Source organism: Psychrobacter sp. N25K4-3-2 (genome assembly GCF_015351755.1).
Taxonomy (GTDB): domain Bacteria; phylum Pseudomonadota; class Gammaproteobacteria; order Pseudomonadales; family Moraxellaceae; genus Psychrobacter; species Psychrobacter glaciei.
Window position 1 is genome coordinate 120,752 of sequence record NZ_JADKLX010000003.1, and the last position, 18,536, is coordinate 139,287.

Annotated in this window: 17 protein-coding genes; 7 read left to right on the plus strand and 10 right to left on the minus strand. The window is 44.7% G+C overall.

Annotated features, from left to right (window positions below):
* Nucleotides 1-45: 45 nt before the first annotated feature.
* Entirely contained in the window at nucleotides 46-300 is a 255-nt protein-coding gene (locus IOD06_RS08385; RefSeq protein ID WP_010197607.1) for a DUF2798 domain-containing protein, read from the minus strand.
* 278 nt (nucleotides 301-578) lie between these two features.
* On the opposite strand from IOD06_RS08385, the gene IOD06_RS08390 reads away from it, so the two are divergent.
* Nucleotides 579-1,304, plus strand: a complete 726-nt coding sequence (locus tag IOD06_RS08390) for an aspartate/glutamate racemase family protein (protein ID WP_194620544.1) — start codon at nucleotides 579-581, stop codon at nucleotides 1,302-1,304.
* A gap of 198 nt (nucleotides 1,305-1,502) precedes the next feature.
* Nucleotides 1,503-2,447, plus strand: coding sequence for an alpha/beta fold hydrolase (locus IOD06_RS08395; protein WP_194620545.1), 945 nt, complete (start codon nucleotides 1,503-1,505; stop codon nucleotides 2,445-2,447).
* A gap of 539 nt (nucleotides 2,448-2,986) precedes the next feature.
* Here the strand turns inward: IOD06_RS08395 and IOD06_RS08400 are convergent.
* The 6 genes from IOD06_RS08400 to IOD06_RS08425 form a co-directional block, all read right to left on the minus strand.
* Nucleotides 2,987-4,030 carry a nitronate monooxygenase family protein gene (locus tag IOD06_RS08400; protein ID WP_194620546.1) on the minus strand — a complete coding sequence of 348 codons (1,044 nt, stop codon included), beginning with the start codon at nucleotides 4,028-4,030 and terminating at the stop codon, nucleotides 2,987-2,989.
* Between the two features lie 291 nt (nucleotides 4,031-4,321).
* A complete protein-coding gene (locus IOD06_RS08405) occupies nucleotides 4,322-5,782 on the minus strand; it encodes a hypothetical protein (RefSeq protein ID WP_194620547.1) in 1,461 nt (486 codons plus the stop codon).
* Between the two features lie 168 nt (nucleotides 5,783-5,950).
* The gene (locus IOD06_RS08410) at nucleotides 5,951-6,328 is read right to left on the minus strand and encodes a DsrE family protein (protein WP_194620548.1); all 378 of its coding nucleotides are present in this window, start codon (nucleotides 6,326-6,328) and stop codon (nucleotides 5,951-5,953) included.
* Nucleotides 6,329-6,441: 113 nt separating this feature from the next.
* Nucleotides 6,442-6,984 carry an acyl-CoA thioesterase gene (locus tag IOD06_RS08415; protein WP_194620549.1) on the minus strand — a complete coding sequence of 181 codons (543 nt, stop codon included), beginning with the start codon at nucleotides 6,982-6,984 and terminating at the stop codon, nucleotides 6,442-6,444.
* 46 nt (nucleotides 6,985-7,030) lie between these two features.
* A complete protein-coding gene (locus tag IOD06_RS08420; protein ID WP_194620550.1) occupies nucleotides 7,031-8,098 on the minus strand; it encodes a YheT family hydrolase in 1,068 nt (355 codons plus the stop codon).
* Nucleotides 8,099-8,209: 111 nt separating this feature from the next.
* Entirely contained in the window at nucleotides 8,210-8,806 is a 597-nt protein-coding gene (locus IOD06_RS08425) for a YigZ family protein (protein ID WP_194620551.1), read from the minus strand.
* Nucleotides 8,807-9,051: 245 nt separating this feature from the next.
* Here IOD06_RS08425 and IOD06_RS08430 point away from each other — a divergent pair, with 245 nt between their 5' ends.
* Nucleotides 9,052-9,756 (plus strand): pseudouridine synthase, encoded by a 705-nt coding sequence (locus IOD06_RS08430; protein ID WP_189583776.1) that lies wholly within the window; start codon nucleotides 9,052-9,054, stop codon nucleotides 9,754-9,756.
* A gap of 460 nt (nucleotides 9,757-10,216) precedes the next feature.
* Nucleotides 10,217-11,281, plus strand: coding sequence for a disulfide isomerase DsbC N-terminal domain-containing protein (locus tag IOD06_RS08435; RefSeq protein ID WP_194620552.1), 1,065 nt, complete (start codon nucleotides 10,217-10,219; stop codon nucleotides 11,279-11,281).
* 78 nt (nucleotides 11,282-11,359) lie between these two features.
* On the opposite strand, the gene IOD06_RS08440 is transcribed toward IOD06_RS08435, so the two are convergent.
* A complete protein-coding gene (locus IOD06_RS08440) occupies nucleotides 11,360-12,181 on the minus strand; it encodes a PaaX family transcriptional regulator (protein WP_194620553.1) in 822 nt (273 codons plus the stop codon).
* Nucleotides 12,182-12,248: 67 nt separating this feature from the next.
* Between IOD06_RS08440 and IOD06_RS08445 the strand changes: the two genes are divergently transcribed.
* Nucleotides 12,249-13,901 carry an isovaleryl-CoA dehydrogenase gene (locus IOD06_RS08445; RefSeq protein WP_194620554.1) on the plus strand — a complete coding sequence of 551 codons (1,653 nt, stop codon included), beginning with the start codon at nucleotides 12,249-12,251 and terminating at the stop codon, nucleotides 13,899-13,901.
* Between the two features lie 76 nt (nucleotides 13,902-13,977).
* On the opposite strand, the gene IOD06_RS08450 is transcribed toward IOD06_RS08445, so the two are convergent.
* Nucleotides 13,978-15,030, minus strand: coding sequence for a homocysteine S-methyltransferase family protein (locus tag IOD06_RS08450; RefSeq protein ID WP_265087672.1), 1,053 nt, complete (start codon nucleotides 15,028-15,030; stop codon nucleotides 13,978-13,980).
* A gap of 43 nt (nucleotides 15,031-15,073) precedes the next feature.
* Nucleotides 15,074-15,724 (minus strand): DUF2939 domain-containing protein, encoded by a 651-nt coding sequence (locus IOD06_RS08455; protein WP_194620555.1) that lies wholly within the window; start codon nucleotides 15,722-15,724, stop codon nucleotides 15,074-15,076.
* Between the two features lie 570 nt (nucleotides 15,725-16,294).
* On the opposite strand from IOD06_RS08455, the gene dnaJ reads away from it, so the two are divergent.
* Nucleotides 16,295-17,425: a molecular chaperone DnaJ gene (gene dnaJ / locus IOD06_RS08460; RefSeq protein ID WP_194620556.1), complete on the plus strand. Its 1,131-nt coding sequence runs from the start codon at nucleotides 16,295-16,297 to the stop codon at nucleotides 17,423-17,425.
* Nucleotides 17,426-17,608: 183 nt separating this feature from the next.
* Nucleotides 17,609-18,463, plus strand: coding sequence for a 4-hydroxy-tetrahydrodipicolinate reductase (dapB, locus tag IOD06_RS08465; RefSeq protein ID WP_194620557.1), 855 nt, complete (start codon nucleotides 17,609-17,611; stop codon nucleotides 18,461-18,463).
* Nucleotides 18,464-18,536: the final 73 nt, after the last annotated feature.

Sequence of the window (18,536 nt, forward strand, 5' to 3'; positions counted from 1 at the left end):
TGGTAGGGGTGGACTTAAGTTTAAAATTCATCTTGCTCGTTTAACTTAATAAAACTCAATTTTACTCAACACATGCTCCTGCACTAGGTAGGCACAGATATAAGCGCTGGGCCACGCGAAAACGAAGGCCAGTCCCCACGAGTGCAATAGCTCCATAAAGAAACCATCTATAAAGCCTACTTTGACCAATATCAATGCCGTCGAGATAATGAGCGACATCATCATCGCCATCAAACCCGTAAAAATAAGTCGGTAGTATTTGCGGCGCGTGCGTATTCTAATAGTGGGAAAGTTGGCCATAGTATTCGATTGTCCTACATGAAAAACCACGCTCAAATAATAATACCAGCATGACTTTATAGTTCGGTAAAAGGTTGAGTAAAGCATTATTCTAAATTTTATTAGCGACATTCTATTAGAGGCTATGATATAGCGTGTAAAGCTATTGAGAAAACGATTATTATCAATCATAAGCTTTGTTATATCTTAATAATAATGACTATGTTCTTAAAGAAATATCAATTTAGGCAGTCGATTTTGCTACGATAAGTAAAATAAAAAACAGCTAGGAGAATATCATGACCGCTCAAAAGCAACGACACTCTCAACAAAAAACATTAGGGATCATCGGCGGTATGAGTTGGGAGAGTACCGAGAGCTATTATCGTCTGATTAATGAAGGGATAAAGGATAAGCTGGGCGGATTACATTCAGCAGATTTGCTCATACATAGCGTAGACTTTGGCCCCATTAATGAGCTCCAAGAGCAAGATGAATGGGCTGAACTGGGTGTAATAATGGCCAGTAGTGCTCAGCGTTTACAAGCCGCTGGCGTAGACGGGATAATGATTGCTTCTAATACGATGCACAAATTGATTGATGACGTGCAAGCCGTGACCAGTGTACCCGTGATTCATATCGCTGATGCGACGACTGACGCTATCAAAAAGCAGAATCTAACTAAAATCGCATTATTAGGTACGCAGTTTACGATGACCCAAGATTTTTATAAACAGCGTTTAATCGATGCAGGTTTGCAAGTGTTTATCCCTGAAAGTGATGAGCGCGCGGAGGTACATCGAATTATCAAAAAAGAGCTATGCGTCGGTCAATTTAAAGACAGCTCGCGTCAGTATTATAGCCAAGTCATTAAAGATTTAGCCGCACAAGGGGCAGAAGGCGTGATATTAGGCTGTACTGAGATTGGCTTGCTGATTAAACAAGACGATAGCCCAATACCAGTGTTTGATACTACTGCCATTCATGCGGCAGCAGCGGTAGCATTTTTGCTGGATGAAGACTAACGCATTTCATCTATTCGCTTATTTAAAACACTATCAATTGCATAGAACATTGTCGATTGAATAAAGTAGATACCTTAATATCCTCGTTGTCGTAAAAACATTGACTTGCGCGTAATCATAAACCAATTTGCCATAAATGGGCTTATGCTAAGATTAAGTATTCAAGATGTTTTGCCAACCATAAACGAGGATGTTTCAATGACATTACTGCGCACGAGTTTAGCTGCTCTACTGACTCTTTCTGTCGTGGGATGTACGACGCCCAATAGTTTTACCGTCGCCACGACCCAAAAGCTCGTACAGTATGAGCGCAATAAATCAGATCTTGAGACCAAAGCTATGACGTTGGCATCTGGCGAGCAGATGACTTATCTAGAGGGCGGCAACTTAGCTGGCGAGCCTTTACTATTGATTCATGGTTTTGGTGGTAATAAAGACAACTTTACCCGTATCGCCGATAAATTAGGAGATTATCATCTGATTGTCCCTGATCTACTAGGTTTTGGTAACTCTAGCAAGCCACCAGAGGGAGACTATCGCGCAGATGCTCAAGCAAAGCGCCTGCACGAACTGCTACAAGCCAAAGGGTTGGCATCCGCTATTCATGTCGGGGGCAACTCGATGGGCGGTGCTATCAGTGTCGCCTATGCAGCGATGTATCCTAATAGTGTCAAAAGCCTATGGTTATTGGACAGTGGCGGATTTTGGTCAGCCGAGACGCAACGAGAGTTCAAAGCGTCAGACCTTGATAATAGCCCGTTATTGATTGACAACACTGAAGAGTATTTTGCGATGTATAAGACGGTCATGTATAAGCCGCCTTATGTTCCCAAAAGTGTGCAAGCGGTCTTTGCACAAGAAAGCATCGCCAATCGGGCGCTAAATACTAAGATACTCAAGCAGATCATCGAAGACAATGTAGAAGAGCGCGCCAAAGTGGTCGCTCAATACAACATCCCGACGCTAATCGTTTGGGGAGAAGAGGACAAGGTCATAAAACCTGAGACTGCCAAAATAATGAGCGAGCTGATGCCACAAGCACAGGTCATCATGATGTCGGAAGTGGGTCACGTGCCGATGGTAGAAGCGGTGGAAGATACGGCAAAAGATTATAAAGCGTTTCGTGCAGGACTAAAGAAGTAGTAATTTAGAAAAATTGTGCTCAAAAAAAGGAACACTAGAATCAATGTCTGGTGTTTCTTTTTTTGTTTAGGGTAATAATTTGAGTGATTTGACTATATCACAGAGGCTACGAAAAATTCATCCTAGTCGCACTGTATCTGTTTTAAAATGAATCTACTGGATACAGTGAGGCCTGAAATTTAGCTATTGTAAGCTGGGTTTTTAACCCTGAAAATTAGGGTCTGTTGAACATTCAAATATTAGGACTGCTGATCGCTAAAATCGCATCAAACTAGGTGTAAACCGAAGATAATGTCGAGACCTTAGCTAGGTTTATAACAACGTTTGGGGTGATTTTAGCATCAGCCCTTCGGGGCGGGACTATTTTTTGCCAATACATGGCGAAATTGTCTAACCTAGAATGACTAGGCGTCAAAAATTTCACTGCGTATTATCTAAAAAATAGCCACCGCCAATGCCACATTTGAATGTTCAACAGACCCTATTAAAAAATGGCAAAATTAAAGTGCTGGATTAGAACCTAACTTACGTCAATCAAACTATAGCGTTTTCACCAAGCGCTCTAACAACTCAATCGTTCTTTCTTGTCTGACCAAAGCGACCCCTTGTCCTGCCCATAAAGACTGATGCTCTGAGTCAAGATTATTGGTCGCATGCGCACGTAAAACTTTGGTCATCGCATTTAATTGCGGGTAAGGCGGCAGCTCATGCGCGCTTTCAAATTGCGCAAAGTCACGCAGATAATCGTTTAATAAACCACGTGCCTGCTTACCTGAAAACAGCCTCGTCAAGCGTGTCTCAGCACTGCGTTTATCTTGACTGGCATCGAGCAGCGCTTGCTTATAAATATCATTGATACCGCATTTATCGGTGGTCAAAAAAGCCGTACCGATTTGCGCCAGCTCAGCACCAGCTGCTTGAATCGCTTTGATGGCTTGCCCAGTCATGATGCCACCTGCTGCGATTAACGGAATACCGGTACATGCACGCGTTTGACTAATCAGCGTTAATAATCCCAATGGATCATTTTCACTTTGCGCGAGCCAGCCACCACGATGTCCACCCGCTTCGACCCCTTGTACACATACCGCATCTGCACCAATACCTGCCCATGCTTTCGCTTCTAATGGATGATTTGCCGTACCGATGACGCGCGTGCCTAGACTCTGTAAACGTTGAACTTGTTCGGTGCTGATAATGCCAAAGGTAAAACTGGCAACAGGGACTGGATTGTCATAGAGCACTTGTAGCTGCTCTGCAAAGTTTGGCGCTGGGCGCTCAGGTAGCGCCATGTCTATGTCATTTACTTGATAGTACTGGCTCAACCAAGTAGGAATTTCGCTATCCAAGGTATTAGAGTCGTGCTCAGATAACACCATTAGATTGATCATAAAAGAGCGATCGGTGAGCGATTTGAGAGTATTAATATGATCATGCAAAACATCTGGTGCCGTCGTCCCACTCCCTAACGACCCCAGTCCACCAAAGTTACTCATCATCGCCGCCAGCTCAGGGGTGGTTGCGCCTGCCATGGGCGCTTGAACGATAGGGTAGGTTAAATCAAGGGTGTTTAGTAAGGTCATGACTGGCTTCCTTTTTATTTTGTACCAAACCCAAAAATACGATTAGCGGTGTCAAACTCGCTTAGTCTACTAAATATAGTACTTGCACTTGTTTTCCTTGCTACTCTGATTTTTAGGAATAGTATTATTAGAAAATTTTCATGACTTACTTTAGCAAAGCTGGATGGCGTGCGTGTTAGATAATGTGTATTTAGTTGCTGAATATAAGGGGTGGGTTTTGACTACGAAATTGTAGTTAAAATATTTGACTACGAGTTTGTAGTTAAGTAGCTGTAGTTTATGAAAGAATTACTATTTAGGGTTGATAAAGGGTATTTTATTAACAGTTTTATCAAAGACACCAATTAGAGGAGCATTGTCACCATGCTTTTTGTCTAACGTATTTGAAGCGTTCATAGATATAGTTTCAATAGCAGCAGCTAAAAGTTTTTCTAGTAAAGGTTCTTTGTTTTCACTATCAAGTTCTTCTATCTGAAGCTTAAAGCTTTGATAGGATTTAGCTAAAGCTTCCTTATGTGCATATTCTTGTTTCAGTCTCTCTGCCTCACTTCTTCTTTTAGAAGCAAATACCGCAAACCAGATGATAGGTAGAACAATAGGTAAGCGCTGAAGTAAAAATACGCCTATATCATTGAGAAAATTACGACCATCAACATTTGACGAAAAGTCAGTCAAAAGTAAACTATGTATGGTCAAGGAACCTGACACAAGTAAGAGAATAAAAAGAGATATAGTAAAATATCTGGAATATTTTTCTATCGGTTTGTTAAAAGATACACTTAACTCATGATACGCACTTGCTAATCCAGCACTTGTAGCACCAGGCAACAGACTTTCAATATTAGATTTTACAACTTTGTATTGATCTGTCTGAGTGGTGATTAAAGAGTCTAAGTTATTTTTTCTTTCATTAATTTCAAATTTGAGGCCATTTTCTATCTCACCCTCTGCATTGGGTTCCCCAAACACTTTGTTATGAAAGTCGTCTAATTCATCAAGTTTTACGGATAAATCATCTCGAATTTTTTGGACTTCTATGTTTGCAGCAGTTATTAGCTCTTGAGCCTCTTCGATTTTAGACTGTATAGAGCCTTCATCTACCAAAAGAGAGCTATAAAAGTCGTCTATCTTAGAATGCTGTTCATCAATGGTTTGTTCCAAACCTCTCAACTTTACTTCCAATGAAGATTTTTCATCTGTACCTATTAAGAACTCAGCATGTATTTTAGAAATATGATCTCGATGGGTGAGAATCTCATCGTAAGCTTCCGAAGACTTCCCCATTCTTTCTTCAAGATCCTGAGTTAAATTTAAATATCTCTCATTATATTTTTCTAAGCTGCTACTTATGAAATTAACGTAGGTCTTAAAAGCAGATTTTGAAGCTTTAGCTTTTGATGTATTATCTTGAAAATATGGTGTTAATTTTGATAATAAAACATCTATTTGATTGTTAGCTGCTAAAATACTGGCTTCAGTTTGAGTAGTAAAAGCTGCTTCTATATGGGGCTGATAACTAGAGCAATGGTTTGCACATTCTGTCCACAAATTTAATGGGACAAGCTCGCAGTCTATACTTTTTATAGATTCATCCAAATAAGTAATGACCTTTAATAGTCTTCCTAATTCTTGAGTAATATTAACGTTTATAGGTTCATTCTCATTTTCTAAAGCTTTCACATCGTTAGTTTTGTCTGCCAATTTTTTCCATATTTCCAAAAATTTTTTATATTCGTCGTTTCTATTACTCATCTCTATACTTACTCATATTAATAATATATTAATGAGATACTAGCATACTAAAGTTCATACATTTATCTAAGTTTCTAGGGTTATTGATGAAATAAAAAAGAGCCAGTTCTCAAAACCATCGAAAAGACAGTCAAGAGAACTAGCTCAGTGTTAGAACTATTAAAAAGCTTAATTCAACTGCAATGACCCTTTTGCATTCATCAACAGCTCAACCACATCATCACCACTGATGACCGTGAAGCGTTTATCAATGGCCGATTCTTCTACGCCACCATGTTTCATACATGCGCTACAGACCAATACTTGACCGCCTTTTTCGATAAAGGCTTCTAACAACTCGCCAGCAGGTTCAAATGGCGCGCCAATATTGACGTCATCTAAAGCGTTCGGCAATGCCAAATGTACCGCATCTACCATCAATATCACTGAGGCAGAATGACCTTTTTTAAGCGCCACGCCTGCCATCGTAAAGGCTAGGGTGATTTTGCTTGGATTTGATTCACTATTATCAAATAATGTACCGACATAATCTGTTGTGTTAATCATATGGTTCTCCTATTAGCGTTTTGTCATAGTAAATAACTGACTGACTAATAGACTACCATTTATTATACTTTTTTATATAGTGTATTGTTATCGAATAGTATTGCTTAAGTTACTTAACCTACTGGTGGCCATGGACGATCACTATCACTCTCTATCCATTCAGCGACATAGCCAGTTGGCGGTAGTTCCCAGTCAGACTGATCTAACGCTGCAAGCACACGTGCCGTTTCGATGACTTTACCGCCTTCGGTCACGCCCGTACGTAATAGGGCAGACGAGCAGGGCTTACCTTTGACCCACATCGACTGCTCGATATACATCCAGCGTTCATCGAAGCCTTCAATGTGCGTTTTCATCGTGACTTTATCAAAGGCGCGAATACGCTTGCGATACTGAATGGTACTGCCTGCAACCACCAAGCCCCAGCGATTTTTTAATAGCTGTTTGCCCAGTCCGGTGCGTACTGCAAAGTCCGTACGCCCCATATCATAGAGGGTTAGCACGCGCCCATTATTCATCTCTAAAAAGTTATCAATATCTGACAACCGGCAGCGCAACTTAATCTCGCTGGTATCTTTAAACGTTAAGGTATTGCCCCTCTTTACTTGCAGCGCGGCATAGGCGATGGTACTGGCATAGCGAAGAAAAGGATACATAGAGCAGTCTCAGAAGTTAAAAGGTAGGATTTAGCGTGTCAGATTATCATTTATTATTAGAAGGTACGCCAATAGAGTTGAAATAAGCACTGACGGTTTCGGGTATCCAATTAATATCAAATTTTGAGACTTTGGCTTTTTTACCCTTTGCCTGTTCACTCTGTGACTGTTTTTTGTCTGAACGATAACGCAGATAGCCGATATGACCACCGTGCTTAGTGTCGAGGATGGTGACGCTGTCAGAGACATCGTTAGGCGTGGCGGTAAAGCCGATAAAAGGGTCGTCTTTGGCGCTGATTAATAGTAAAGGCTTGGTTACAGTGATCAAATAAGGGAGGGCAGAGGAAGATTGATAATAGTGATTGTTGGAGCGGTAGCCATGACGCGGCGCGGTGAAAATATCATCAAAGTCGCTGATGCGATTGACCGCTTTGATAGCGTCGATTTCTTCTTTGGTAATGTCGTTTGCCAACGCTTTTTTGATAATGGGGTTGAGTAAGTAAGGGGTGTAGATGCGATGGCTCAAAAAGCTGTGCATACTCAGCGCAGCCGATGACATATCGACGGGCGCAGAGATGACAGCCGAGCCTTTGCAGATGGCTTTATCTCCATACTCGCCCATGTATTTTGCCAAGGCATTGCCACCGAGTGATACCCCAGCCGCATAAATATTGGCGTATTGTTCACTGAGATTTTGTAGCGCGTGATGCACTTCATTGGTATCGCCTGCATTATAAAACACTCGACCATTGGCTGGAATACCGCCACAACTGCGAAAGTGTGCCACCACAAAATGCCAGCCTTGCGCATGCATTTGATACGCTAAAGCGCGCGCATAGTGGCTATCGCTACTGCCTTCCATGCCATGGAACAGCACAATTAAAGGTGTCTGTTCACGCTCGCCATTTTCGGTTGCTTTTACAGAATGCGCATCATAAAAGTCATAAGCGATATCAGTCTCACCTAGTGAGTCTTGCATCACCATCCGACGATAAGTAGGCGTTTTTGGTGCAAAAAACTTAGGCAAGATACTTTGCAGATGCGGATTGGTTAGCCAAAATGGGGGGTTAAAAGGGGCAGGTGAGAAAGGTTTGGTGGATTTTGAAGTTGACATAGGGTGGTCTTATTTAATTATCATTGAAAAGCAATGGCTCATCATAACGCTAGCAATGGTGAAAACCAACGGTTTTCAGTGAACGTCTGGTTACTCAAAATCATCAATAGTTTAAGGGTCATCCAATACCCGTCCATCCATCGCAAGGCGTTCTTTTAAAGTCTCAATATCTGCCTCAGCGAGCGTCACAGTCAAGGTGACTTGCTTACTATAAGTGACATCATCGATGCTGCCGTTTAGACTCTCGACCACATAGCGGCATTGCGCTTCGGTCGCAAACTCTGCGAGTATCTGTACTTGCGCCATGGCTACATAAGGGCTTAAGGTCATCTGGTCGACCGCCGCTTGCGCTGAGCCTGCATAGGCGCGGGTCAGACCGCCAGCGCCCAGTTTAATACCGCCAAAATAGCGCACCACGATGATGATGACGTTGCCAATTGATTTGTGTTGTAGGACATTTAATATCGGTCGACCTGCGGTGCCACTCGGCTCGCCGTCGTCGTCGAAGCCTGCACTGGTGGTGTTATCAGGGTCGCCAATGATGTAGGCCCAGCAGTAGTGACGGGCATCCGCATATTTTACGCGTAGCTGTTCCACGTGAAACATTGCTTGCTCGCGTGAGTGCACCGGATACGCATAAGCGATAAAATCAGATTTCTTGATTTCTAGGCGCGCAGTGACGGCACGTTTTAGCGTTTGATAGCTCATATTTCATCAGGTCTAGGTAGGATATGGTAAACTTGTCTAACTTTCACTGTCGCCATATTGGGTGCAGTGTTCATTTAATTTTTCATTATAGTACCATTTCTCACGCTTAAAGATAACGAGCGAGTCGCGCCTAAGTGCTAATCTAGTAGCCTTGGTGTGGCGGATAGAATTAGCGGTTTCGTTAAGTTCATCCCGTTAGCGGCAGGGTTGGAAGTGGTAACATAACACTGATGGTAGTCAATCGTATGCGTTTAGATAAATTTATTAGTAAGGCCACCGAGCTGTCGCGCAAAGAATCCAAAAAGATTATGCACGCGGGTGAAATCACGGTCAATGATCAAGTAATCAAAGATCCTGGCGTCCATGTCGATATCGTCAATGATGATGTCATGTGGGCAGGCGAGCCGCTGTCGGTCGCGGCGGGCAATCGCTATATCCTATTGCACAAGCCTGAAGGCTTTGAATGTACCTTAAAAGCGAAAGAATACCCCATCGTCACCGAGCTGATTTCGGTACCAGAATTGGGTAGCTTACGTATCGCGGGGCGTTTGGATGTCGATACCACAGGTGCTTTGCTCATCAGTGATGATGGCGGCTGGTTGCACCGTGTCACTAGCCCCAAGCACGAGCACGCCAAAGTCTATGAGCTGACTTTAGCTGATGCGATGGATAGCGCAGCGCAAGAAAATGCGGTCAAAGAAGTCGCCGAAGGAATTCTACTAGAAGGCGATCACGAAGAGACCAAACCTGCCGTCCTTGAGTTCATGGATGAGACGCATGCCCGTCTGACCTTAGAGCAAGGCAAATATCATCAAGTCAAACGGATGATGGGCTACTTTGGCAATAGAGTGACGGAGCTGCATCGTGCCAGTATCGGCCATATCAGTTTAGACGGCCTCGATAAAGGGGATAGCCGCTTCTTAACCGAGGAAGAAGTTGCCAAATTCTAAATTTTCGCCTTATTGAACCCTAAAATAATTTGTGAAAATAAGATTTAACATGAGCAGCCACTGCTAAAGTGCGCTGCTTTTTGCTGTCTGTTATTTCTTTCAGCTATAGTCGATACTGAATAAAGTAGATACACGATATAACGCACGAAGCTGATACAAATTTTTCTTGCTTGCTGTGCCTACGCGGACAGAGGCTGCAAAAAATTATCCCAGCCTCGCTGTATCCTTTTTATATTGACCTATCTATATTGACCTATCTATATTTGTATTGCCTGTCTCTTAAAGCTCAGTAGCAATTTTGCAAATTTGGCCTTTTAATCGCTGTCAAAGTTAGCGCATATGCTAAAGTCCCGTTATCTTTTTAATCTATGTTTTTACATAATGAAGTGGATGCTTGTTAGAGAAACTTGCCGAACACGTCTGTTAAAACACTTCTTTTATAACAAATGGGACTGTCTCCGTGAAACAATTTTTATTAAAGTCTGCCGGTTTGATGAGCGCGATACTATTGGCGACGACAGCTTGTGCCGAGCCGAGCGCCCCTGATGCTACCAATAACAAAATCAGCTCAAGCGCGCAAACCACGCCAGCAGCTGGCACGGTAAGCCAGACGGTGGACAAGCGCTTGCGCCAGTTGCTAACACAAGCAGGGATTAAGACGCAGATAACCTCAATTGAGCCTTCTAAGTTGCCCAATATGTATCAAGTCAACCTAGCAGGACAGCTGCCATTGCATATCACTGAGGATGGCCGCTATGTCATCCAAGGCGAGCTACAGAAAAACCCCAGCAAGCGCGTAGTAACTAAAACGTCAGTACGCAGTAATCGTGACCAAATAGGCAAGCCAGTTAGTGCTGCTGTCAAATCATCGTTACTTGCCAATATGAGTGCGCTGAAGAATATGAGCGCTAAAACGCCTTTCTTTTATACGGCAGTGCCGGGCGTTATTTGGGGAGCAACGTTAGAAGGAGTGCCTTTCTTGCTATCGGACGATGCGCAATACATCACTGACAGTGAGATATCCGTCATCGAAAACGGTCAGTTTATCGGGCTTGATGAAACGTTTGAAAAACGCAAAAACCAATCGGTGTTTGCCGCTTTAGATGAGTCGCAATTGATTACTTATCCCGCCATCAGCGCAGAAAAAGCCATTATTTATGTGGCTACCGATGTCAATTGCCCTTATTGCCGTAAGCTACATCAACAATTTCCTATGCTCAATACCAAAGGCGTCACAGTAAAAACCATTGCCTATCCGATATATGAGCAGTCACCTGCGCAAATGCGTGGTATCTGGTGTCAAGCTGATGAGGACAGCCGCCGCAAAGCCCTTAATAAAGCCATGCTGAGTGGAAAAATGACGCCAGCCGCTGCCAGCTGTAATGTTGATTATGTGACGCCCAATCGCGAAAAAGCGGCGGGACTGGCAGTCATAGCCACGCCTGCTATTTACCGTGAGGACGGCGTACTCTACCAAGCGAGCTTTGAGAGTCCTGAATTTCTAGAGTTTCTAGGTATTAAATAATCTTTGGGGATTAAATAACTTATCGTCTGTCAATTTTCATAAGTTATTTTTCATAAGTTACTTTTAAAATCACCTTTTTTATAAGTTACCTTCTTTAAAAAATGCATACCAAAGGCGACGACCTTCACTATTGAAATGCCTGACGGTATCAAAAAACTGTTGCCGTGCGCGCTCATTGACCAGCGGTGCAGGCAGCAAGGGATCAAAAATCACACTGCGGATACCGATATCACCGAGCATATAGACTTCACGTAAGGCAGTATCACGCGGTAGTGTATCTTTAGCAGCCGACCAGTCATGCAACCGTTGCGAGATTTTTTTATAGCTTGCTTCCAGCTGCATATCGGACCAGAGTGACAACGCCTTGTCCTGTCGAATACCATCAAAGGCGCTGGCTTTAAAGACGGCAGCCTCCTCTCCTAAGCCAATATCTAACAGTCGCGCGCGTACGATTTCGACGCCGCCCGATAGATTGTTGGGGCGCAGATAGAGACCGGTATCCAGCTCGCGGAAACCTAACAAAGAAAGCGCGCGAGCACGGGCGCGGAGCACTTTACGGTCGCTACGTGGTAGGCCGCCCGTGGTAACAGCAATCCATGAGTTGTCCCACTCTGTCACCCGCTGATCAGCCGTCGACCATGCCGCTACATCAGCACCCAGTTTTTGCCCTTCAGCACCCAAGCGATAAATAGCAGCATCGACTGCCTCGACCAGTCCCGCTTGCGTCAGCCGTGCCATGGTCACGCGCACGCTATTTTCGGTCATATCAAATAGCGCACCTGCGCGAACGGCCTCAGCAGCCGTCAAAGTTTCCTCGTCCGCTACAGTCAGTAGTCGCAAAAGGAGAAGACGCGGCGTTGGCCAAGAAGTATTACTATTTTTGACAATATTTGATTTCATATGTAATATTAACATTGTACTATGGAAGGTACAAGCCAAAGCGATCTATCAAATAAGGATGTTGTCGATGATGAACCAATTCAATACACATGAGGTGTGCAATCAGCCGGTTGCGCTAGAAAATTATAATGCATGGCAGACAGACATAGCCTTGATGGAAGCGGTTGCTCGCGAGGGCGGATCATGGGCGCAGGATCATCTGAGTGCATTTGGCGCTCGTACTGGTGGCGATTTAATTGATAGTGGTTTTGCTGCCAATGAAAATCCTCCTAAACTTTGCAGTTTTGACCGCTATGGTCATCGGATAGATGAGGTCGAGTTTCATCCTGCCTATCATGAGCTGATGGCAGCTGGGATGGAATACGGCATGAGTAGCTTTGCTTGGCGCCATGAAAATCGTGAAGGGGCCCATGTGGCACGGGCGGCGGTGATGTATCTTGGCTCGCAAGCGGATGCGGGCTTTGGTTGCCCGATGTCGATGACTTATGCGGCGATTCCTGCGCTACGCCATGCACCAGCTCTGGCAGAAAAATGGTTGCCCAAGCTGTTATCAGCAGAATATGATCCACGTAGCCTACCGATGGAACAAAAGACGGGCTGTACTATCGGTATGGGCATGACTGAAAAGCAAGGTGGCTCAGACTTACGGCGCAATACCACCAAAGCACTTCGTCAAAAGGATGGAAGCTATGAGATCATCGGTCACAAGTGGTTTTTTTCAGCGCCGATGTGTGACGCGCATTTGGTGCTGGCACAGACCGAAGGCGGGCTTAGCTGTTTCTTAGTACCGCGTTTTTTGCCCGATGGCATGCGCAACGCGGTTCGGATACAGCGCTTAAAGGATAAGCTGGGCGATTGGTCTAATGCTTCATCCGAGGTCGAGTTTCATGGCGCGTTCGGTGAATTGATTGGTATAGAAGGGCGCGGCATCGTCACAATTTTAGAGATGGTGGCGTTAACCCGCTTGGATTGTATGATTGGCTCTTCAGCGCAGATGCGCCAAGCTGTTGTGCAAGCGATTCATCATACCAGCCAGCGCGAGGCTTTTGGCAAACTGCTGGTCGATCAGCCTTTGATGCGCAATGTATTGGCGGATTTGGCGTTGGAGTCTGAAGCCGCCGTTGCTCTGACCATGCGCGTTGCTCGCGCGGTTGAAATGAGCGGCAAAGATCCGCATGAGACTGCGTTGGCACGCATTGCGACCGCCATTGGCAAGTACTGGATATGTAAGCGCGCACCCGTATTAATCAATGAAGCGCAGGAGTGTCTAGGCGGTATCGGCTATGTAGAAGAGAACATTTTGCCACGCCTTTATCGGCAAGCGCCATTGAATTCTATCTGGGAGGGCAGTGGCAATGTGCAGTGCCTTGACGTACTGCGCGCCTTACGCAAAGAGCCGGAAACGCGCGAAACTCTATTCGCCGAACTGCAAAATGCTGCTGGCAAGAATGCGCATTATGATGCCGAACTTAAATGCTTGGCAGAACGTTTCGAGGATCTTGAGACGCTTGAGTTCCGAAGTCGCTATGTGATTGAGCGCTTGGCATTGATGCTACAGGCGTCGATTTTTCTGCTAGGAGATCATACAGACATCGCGACAGAATTTTGCCGCTCGCGCATTGCAGGCGAACACGGGCTGACCTTTGGCACCTTGAGCCCCGATGCGCCAGTGGCACAATTAATTGAACGTGCTGCGGGCGCAACCACAGCAGTGCTATAGATTATCCTGAATAGGTAATGTTGCGATTTTTGAAAACTATAAGATAGTTTGTAGTATAAATACCAGCGTCACTTTTTTACGGTGTATCTTTTATATGCTGCGCAAGTAAGGCAATGTGCTCGACACCAATCCCGCAGCAGCCACCGATAATATCCGCGCCAGATGCTTGCCAAAGTGTGGCCCATTTTAGGTATTGCTCAGGTGTGGTGTCTGTGCGTATTTGGCGCAATTGAGCGTTGGCTTGCTTATGGACTTGCTTGGAAGCAAAGGCATTGGCGTAGACACCAAGTTGTTGCGTGCCTCCTGCTTCGTTGACAATGGCTTTGGCGACCTGCAGTGCTGAATCCATGACCTCAGGTTGACTACAGTTGAACAGTATTGCCGTCACATCCAAAGCCATCATGGCGCGAACGGCCTCTGCTACTGTTTCGCCAGAACGTAGCGTGGGTGTGGGTTTTCCTGATTTTTCTTCGCTGCTGTTATCAGTGATGTCTAGCTGACTGTCGTCTAGCGTAAAGGCAATCCAAATAGGTTTTGGCGTCGCTTTGTTTTCATTTTCTGTAAATTCGGTAATCAACTGCTGCCATGTTGTCGCTTCCATAATGCTGCTTTGGGTTTCCACTAACCAAATATCCACATAAGCTATCTGCGCGGCTAATAATGGACGGGCTATCACCGGTGCTTGCTTTGGGTCGAATAGATCGGGTCGATAAGAGCCAAACAATGGCGGCAAACAGCCAGCGATTTTTACGGGGGCTATTATAGAGGCAGCATTGGCAATAGAGGTTATGCTAATAAGCTTTTTGCTTTCTTGTACAGCTTCAAAAGCGAGCTTAGCGGCTGTTCCTATCAGCTGTTCGCCTTCACTAAAGAATTTATCGCCCAAATGATAAGGGGTCACCGCGTAGCTATTGACTGTGATGACAGTAGCACCAGCTTTTATATAATCTAAATGAATATCACGAACGCTCTTTGGTGCCAAGCTCAGTGCCAGCGCCGACCATTCAGGCTGCCGAAAAGGCGCACCGCGCCGTTCAAGCTCACGTCCCATTCCACCATCTAACAACGTGGTTGGAGGACGAGCGTCAGATTGAGCGCGAATGCCCTGAGGCATTATTTGAGTTGGCATGACAATCTCACTTCTAGGATAGTGCAATAGTAAAGCAGGCGTATTAAGGCAACACGATATCAACGATTTTCCAATGAATCAGACCGTCGCGCTGCATCTCTATCGTGAGCGGGTAGCCTTTTACTTGACCACTAATAGTGAAGCAATTAATACCGCAATAGCTCAATGTTGGCTTGTCGCTGTCTGATCCTTGTGCCGCCTGCTGCTCGAGTTCCGCTGCTTGTTTTTTCATGATTTGCTGCATTTGGCTTTGAACCACTGCATTGACATCGCCGCGCTGGATGATTAAGTTTTGAATCAGGTTTTTAAGGTCGACTTGATTGCTCGCGATAGCCCATGCAGCGGCCAGCTCTTTGGTCGCGCTATTGGCTTGACCTTGAGTATTGATGACTTTTTCGATGTTTTGCGGGGTGATGGCACCAGCGACTGCCTGCGTGATAAAGCCATTGGCTGCGTCAGTTAACGGCGCACCGCCCAGCTCAGCAACCAATGGATATTGAGTCATGGTATTGGCAAATTGATCGGTCAGCTGAGCTTCGATACTCGGACGCAGCTGCTCATAATCAATGGCGGCAGCGATGGTGGCACCGTCTTTGGCATCGTAAGCGTTTTTGAGCTGATAAGCACTATAATAAGGTGAGCCCGCATAGATGGTCACAGCAATTGTGATCAATAAAACCAGCAGTTTTTTCATAAAAATTCTTACCTTATTGCAAACTTAATCGGCATCAATATGGCGCTAAATATTAGCACGACTTAACCTTGGGCGGGTATAAAAAGCTTTGTCCATTTACTACTAGGGCGTGTCCTCAATTCAAGCGATTGTATCTAAATGGGCTAAAAATGTCTAAATTTTACCAAACATCGTCAAACAGCTGATTAATATCCCAATATTATTTGCGCTATTTTCCTCGTTTGACTGCAATTTATCTCATTTTTATACCCATTTTTAAAATGAGGACACGGCCTAGAATCTTTTTTAATCTGACCAAACCTAGCGAGTCGGTAATTTCATGACGTCAAAGCTTGATAAATTACTCAGCTATCTCCATAAATAGCGCAAACTTTTAATAATTGATTTGGCTAAGCAGCATCCCGCCGTATTCGCTTATAAGATTCATACCATTATTGCTTCCATTCGCTCGTGTTCTGCTATGTTTCATGTGAAACCTAAAAGAACAATCGAGTACAGAAACAAGATGATAATTGATTTGGTTTGGTGAATCGACCAGCAGGCGGCACTGTAAAGACGATAGGAGAGCCCATGAGTAAGCGCGATTTTTATGAAGTATTAGGTGTCAATAAAACCGCTGATAGTAAGGAAGTGAAACGAGCTTACCGCAAGCTGGCGATGAAATATCATCCAGACCGCAACTCTGATGATCCTGATGCCGAAGACAAGTTTAAAGAAGCGTCGATGGCTTATGAAGTGCTTAGCGATGAAAGTAAGCGCTCCGCTTACGATCGCATGGGGCACTCAGCCTTTGAAAATGGCATGGGCGGTGGCGGCGGTGCTGGTGGCGGCAACTTCCAAGACATCTTTGGTGATATCTTTGGCAACTTTGGCGATATCTTTGGTCAATCACGTGGCGGCGGCGGTGGACGTTCACGTCGCGGCTCGGACTTGCGTTATGTCATAGAGCTGACCCTAGAAGAAGCAGTGCGCGGATGTAAAAAAGAAATCAGCTTTACCGCACCTGCACCTTGCGATACTTGCGATGGTAAGGGCGCAAAAAATGCCTCTGATGTCGTGACTTGCCAGATGTGTCATGGTCAAGGTCAAGTTCGTATGCAGCAAGGATTCTTTGCCGTTCAGCAAGCTTGCCCACAGTGTGGCGGCTCTGGAAAACAGATTAGAAACCCTTGCTCTGACTGCCATGGAAATGGCGTCAAAGACAAATCACGCACGTTAGAAGTATCTATCCCAGCAGGCGTTGATGATGGTGATCGCGTCCGTTTATCGGGCGAAGGTGAAGCTGGCGGTGCAGGCGTGCAAAATGGCGATCTATACGTTGAAGTACGCGTCAAACCGCACAATGTCTTTACCCGTCAAGGTGCCGATCTCTATATGGACGTGCCAGTGAGCATTACCGATGCGGCATTGGGTAAAGAAGTTGAGATTCCAACCCTAGATGGCAAAGTCAAAATCAAGGTCGCAGAAGGGACGCAAAGTGGTAAATTATTACGTGTCCGTGGCAGAGGTGTGACGCCAGTACGTACGACCATGAAAGGTGATTTGATCTGCCGTGTGGTCATCGAGACGCCAGTTAATCTGAATCGTGAGCAAAAAGACTTGTTACGTCAATTCCAAGATACGCTCGACGGTGATAGCAAGCATCAGCAGTCACCGCATAAAAAATCATTCTTTAAAAAGATTGGTGACTTATTCGATTAACTGAGTTGTTTTAATCACTCGTTCGGTTGAATGACTAAATCCAAACCCCCAGTGTTTCACATGAAACACTGGGGGTTTTTATTGGAAGTATAAAAAACCATTCAGGCGGTGATATTTGCTAAACTTACGACAAATAGCATTCAGAAATTAATCTATTAATAATAAAATCTTTAGGATAAAAATATGAGCCAACAGATAACTGAGCAAGTAATCACTAGCGCAAACAAAGAAGCCATCAAAGTCGGTGTCATCGGTGCTGGTGGTCGTATGGGGCGTATGCTCATTGAAGCCGTACAAGATAACTCACAAACCATGCTTAACGCCGCGATTGAACGTCAAGGATCTAGCCTTGTGGGTGCGGATGCGGGCGAAGTCGCTGCTATCGGACGTTTAGAGGTGCAAATTGTCGATGATTTGCAGACAGTGATAAATGACATCGATGTGCTGATTGATTTTAGCTTGCCTGATGCCACTGAACAAAATATGCAGATTTGCGCGGCTAACGGTGTGGCGATGGTCATCGGCACCACTGGCTTCAATGAGCAACAAGAGCAAGTATTGGCAACGGCAAGTGAAAAAATTGCCATCGTCTATGCTGGTAATTATTCAACAGGCGTTAATCTATCATTAAAATTGCTCGGCATGGCGGCAAAAGCATTTGGCAATGATGCAGATGTAGAAGTCATTGAAGCGCATCATAAGCATAAAATCGATGCACCATCGGGTACGGCTTACATGATGGCAGAAGCGGTCGCAGAAGCACGTGGACAAAACTTAAAAGACGTTGCCGTTTATGGTCGTGAAGGGCAAACGGGCGAGCGCGAAGCAGGCACTATTGGTATTCATGCCATTCGCGGTGGTGAAATCATTGGTGATCATACCGTGATGTTTATTGCTGACGGTGAAGTCGTCGAGATTACCCATCGCGCGCGCGCACGGATGACCTTCGCTGCTGGCGCTGTACGTGCCGCAACTTGGGTTATTAAGCAAAAAGTTGGGCAATACAATATGCAAGATGTTTTGGGTCTAAATGACTAAAATTTGAATGACTAATGACTAATGACTAATGTTTGAGTGATTATAGCTTCTTGATTGCTGGTTTGATGGATGC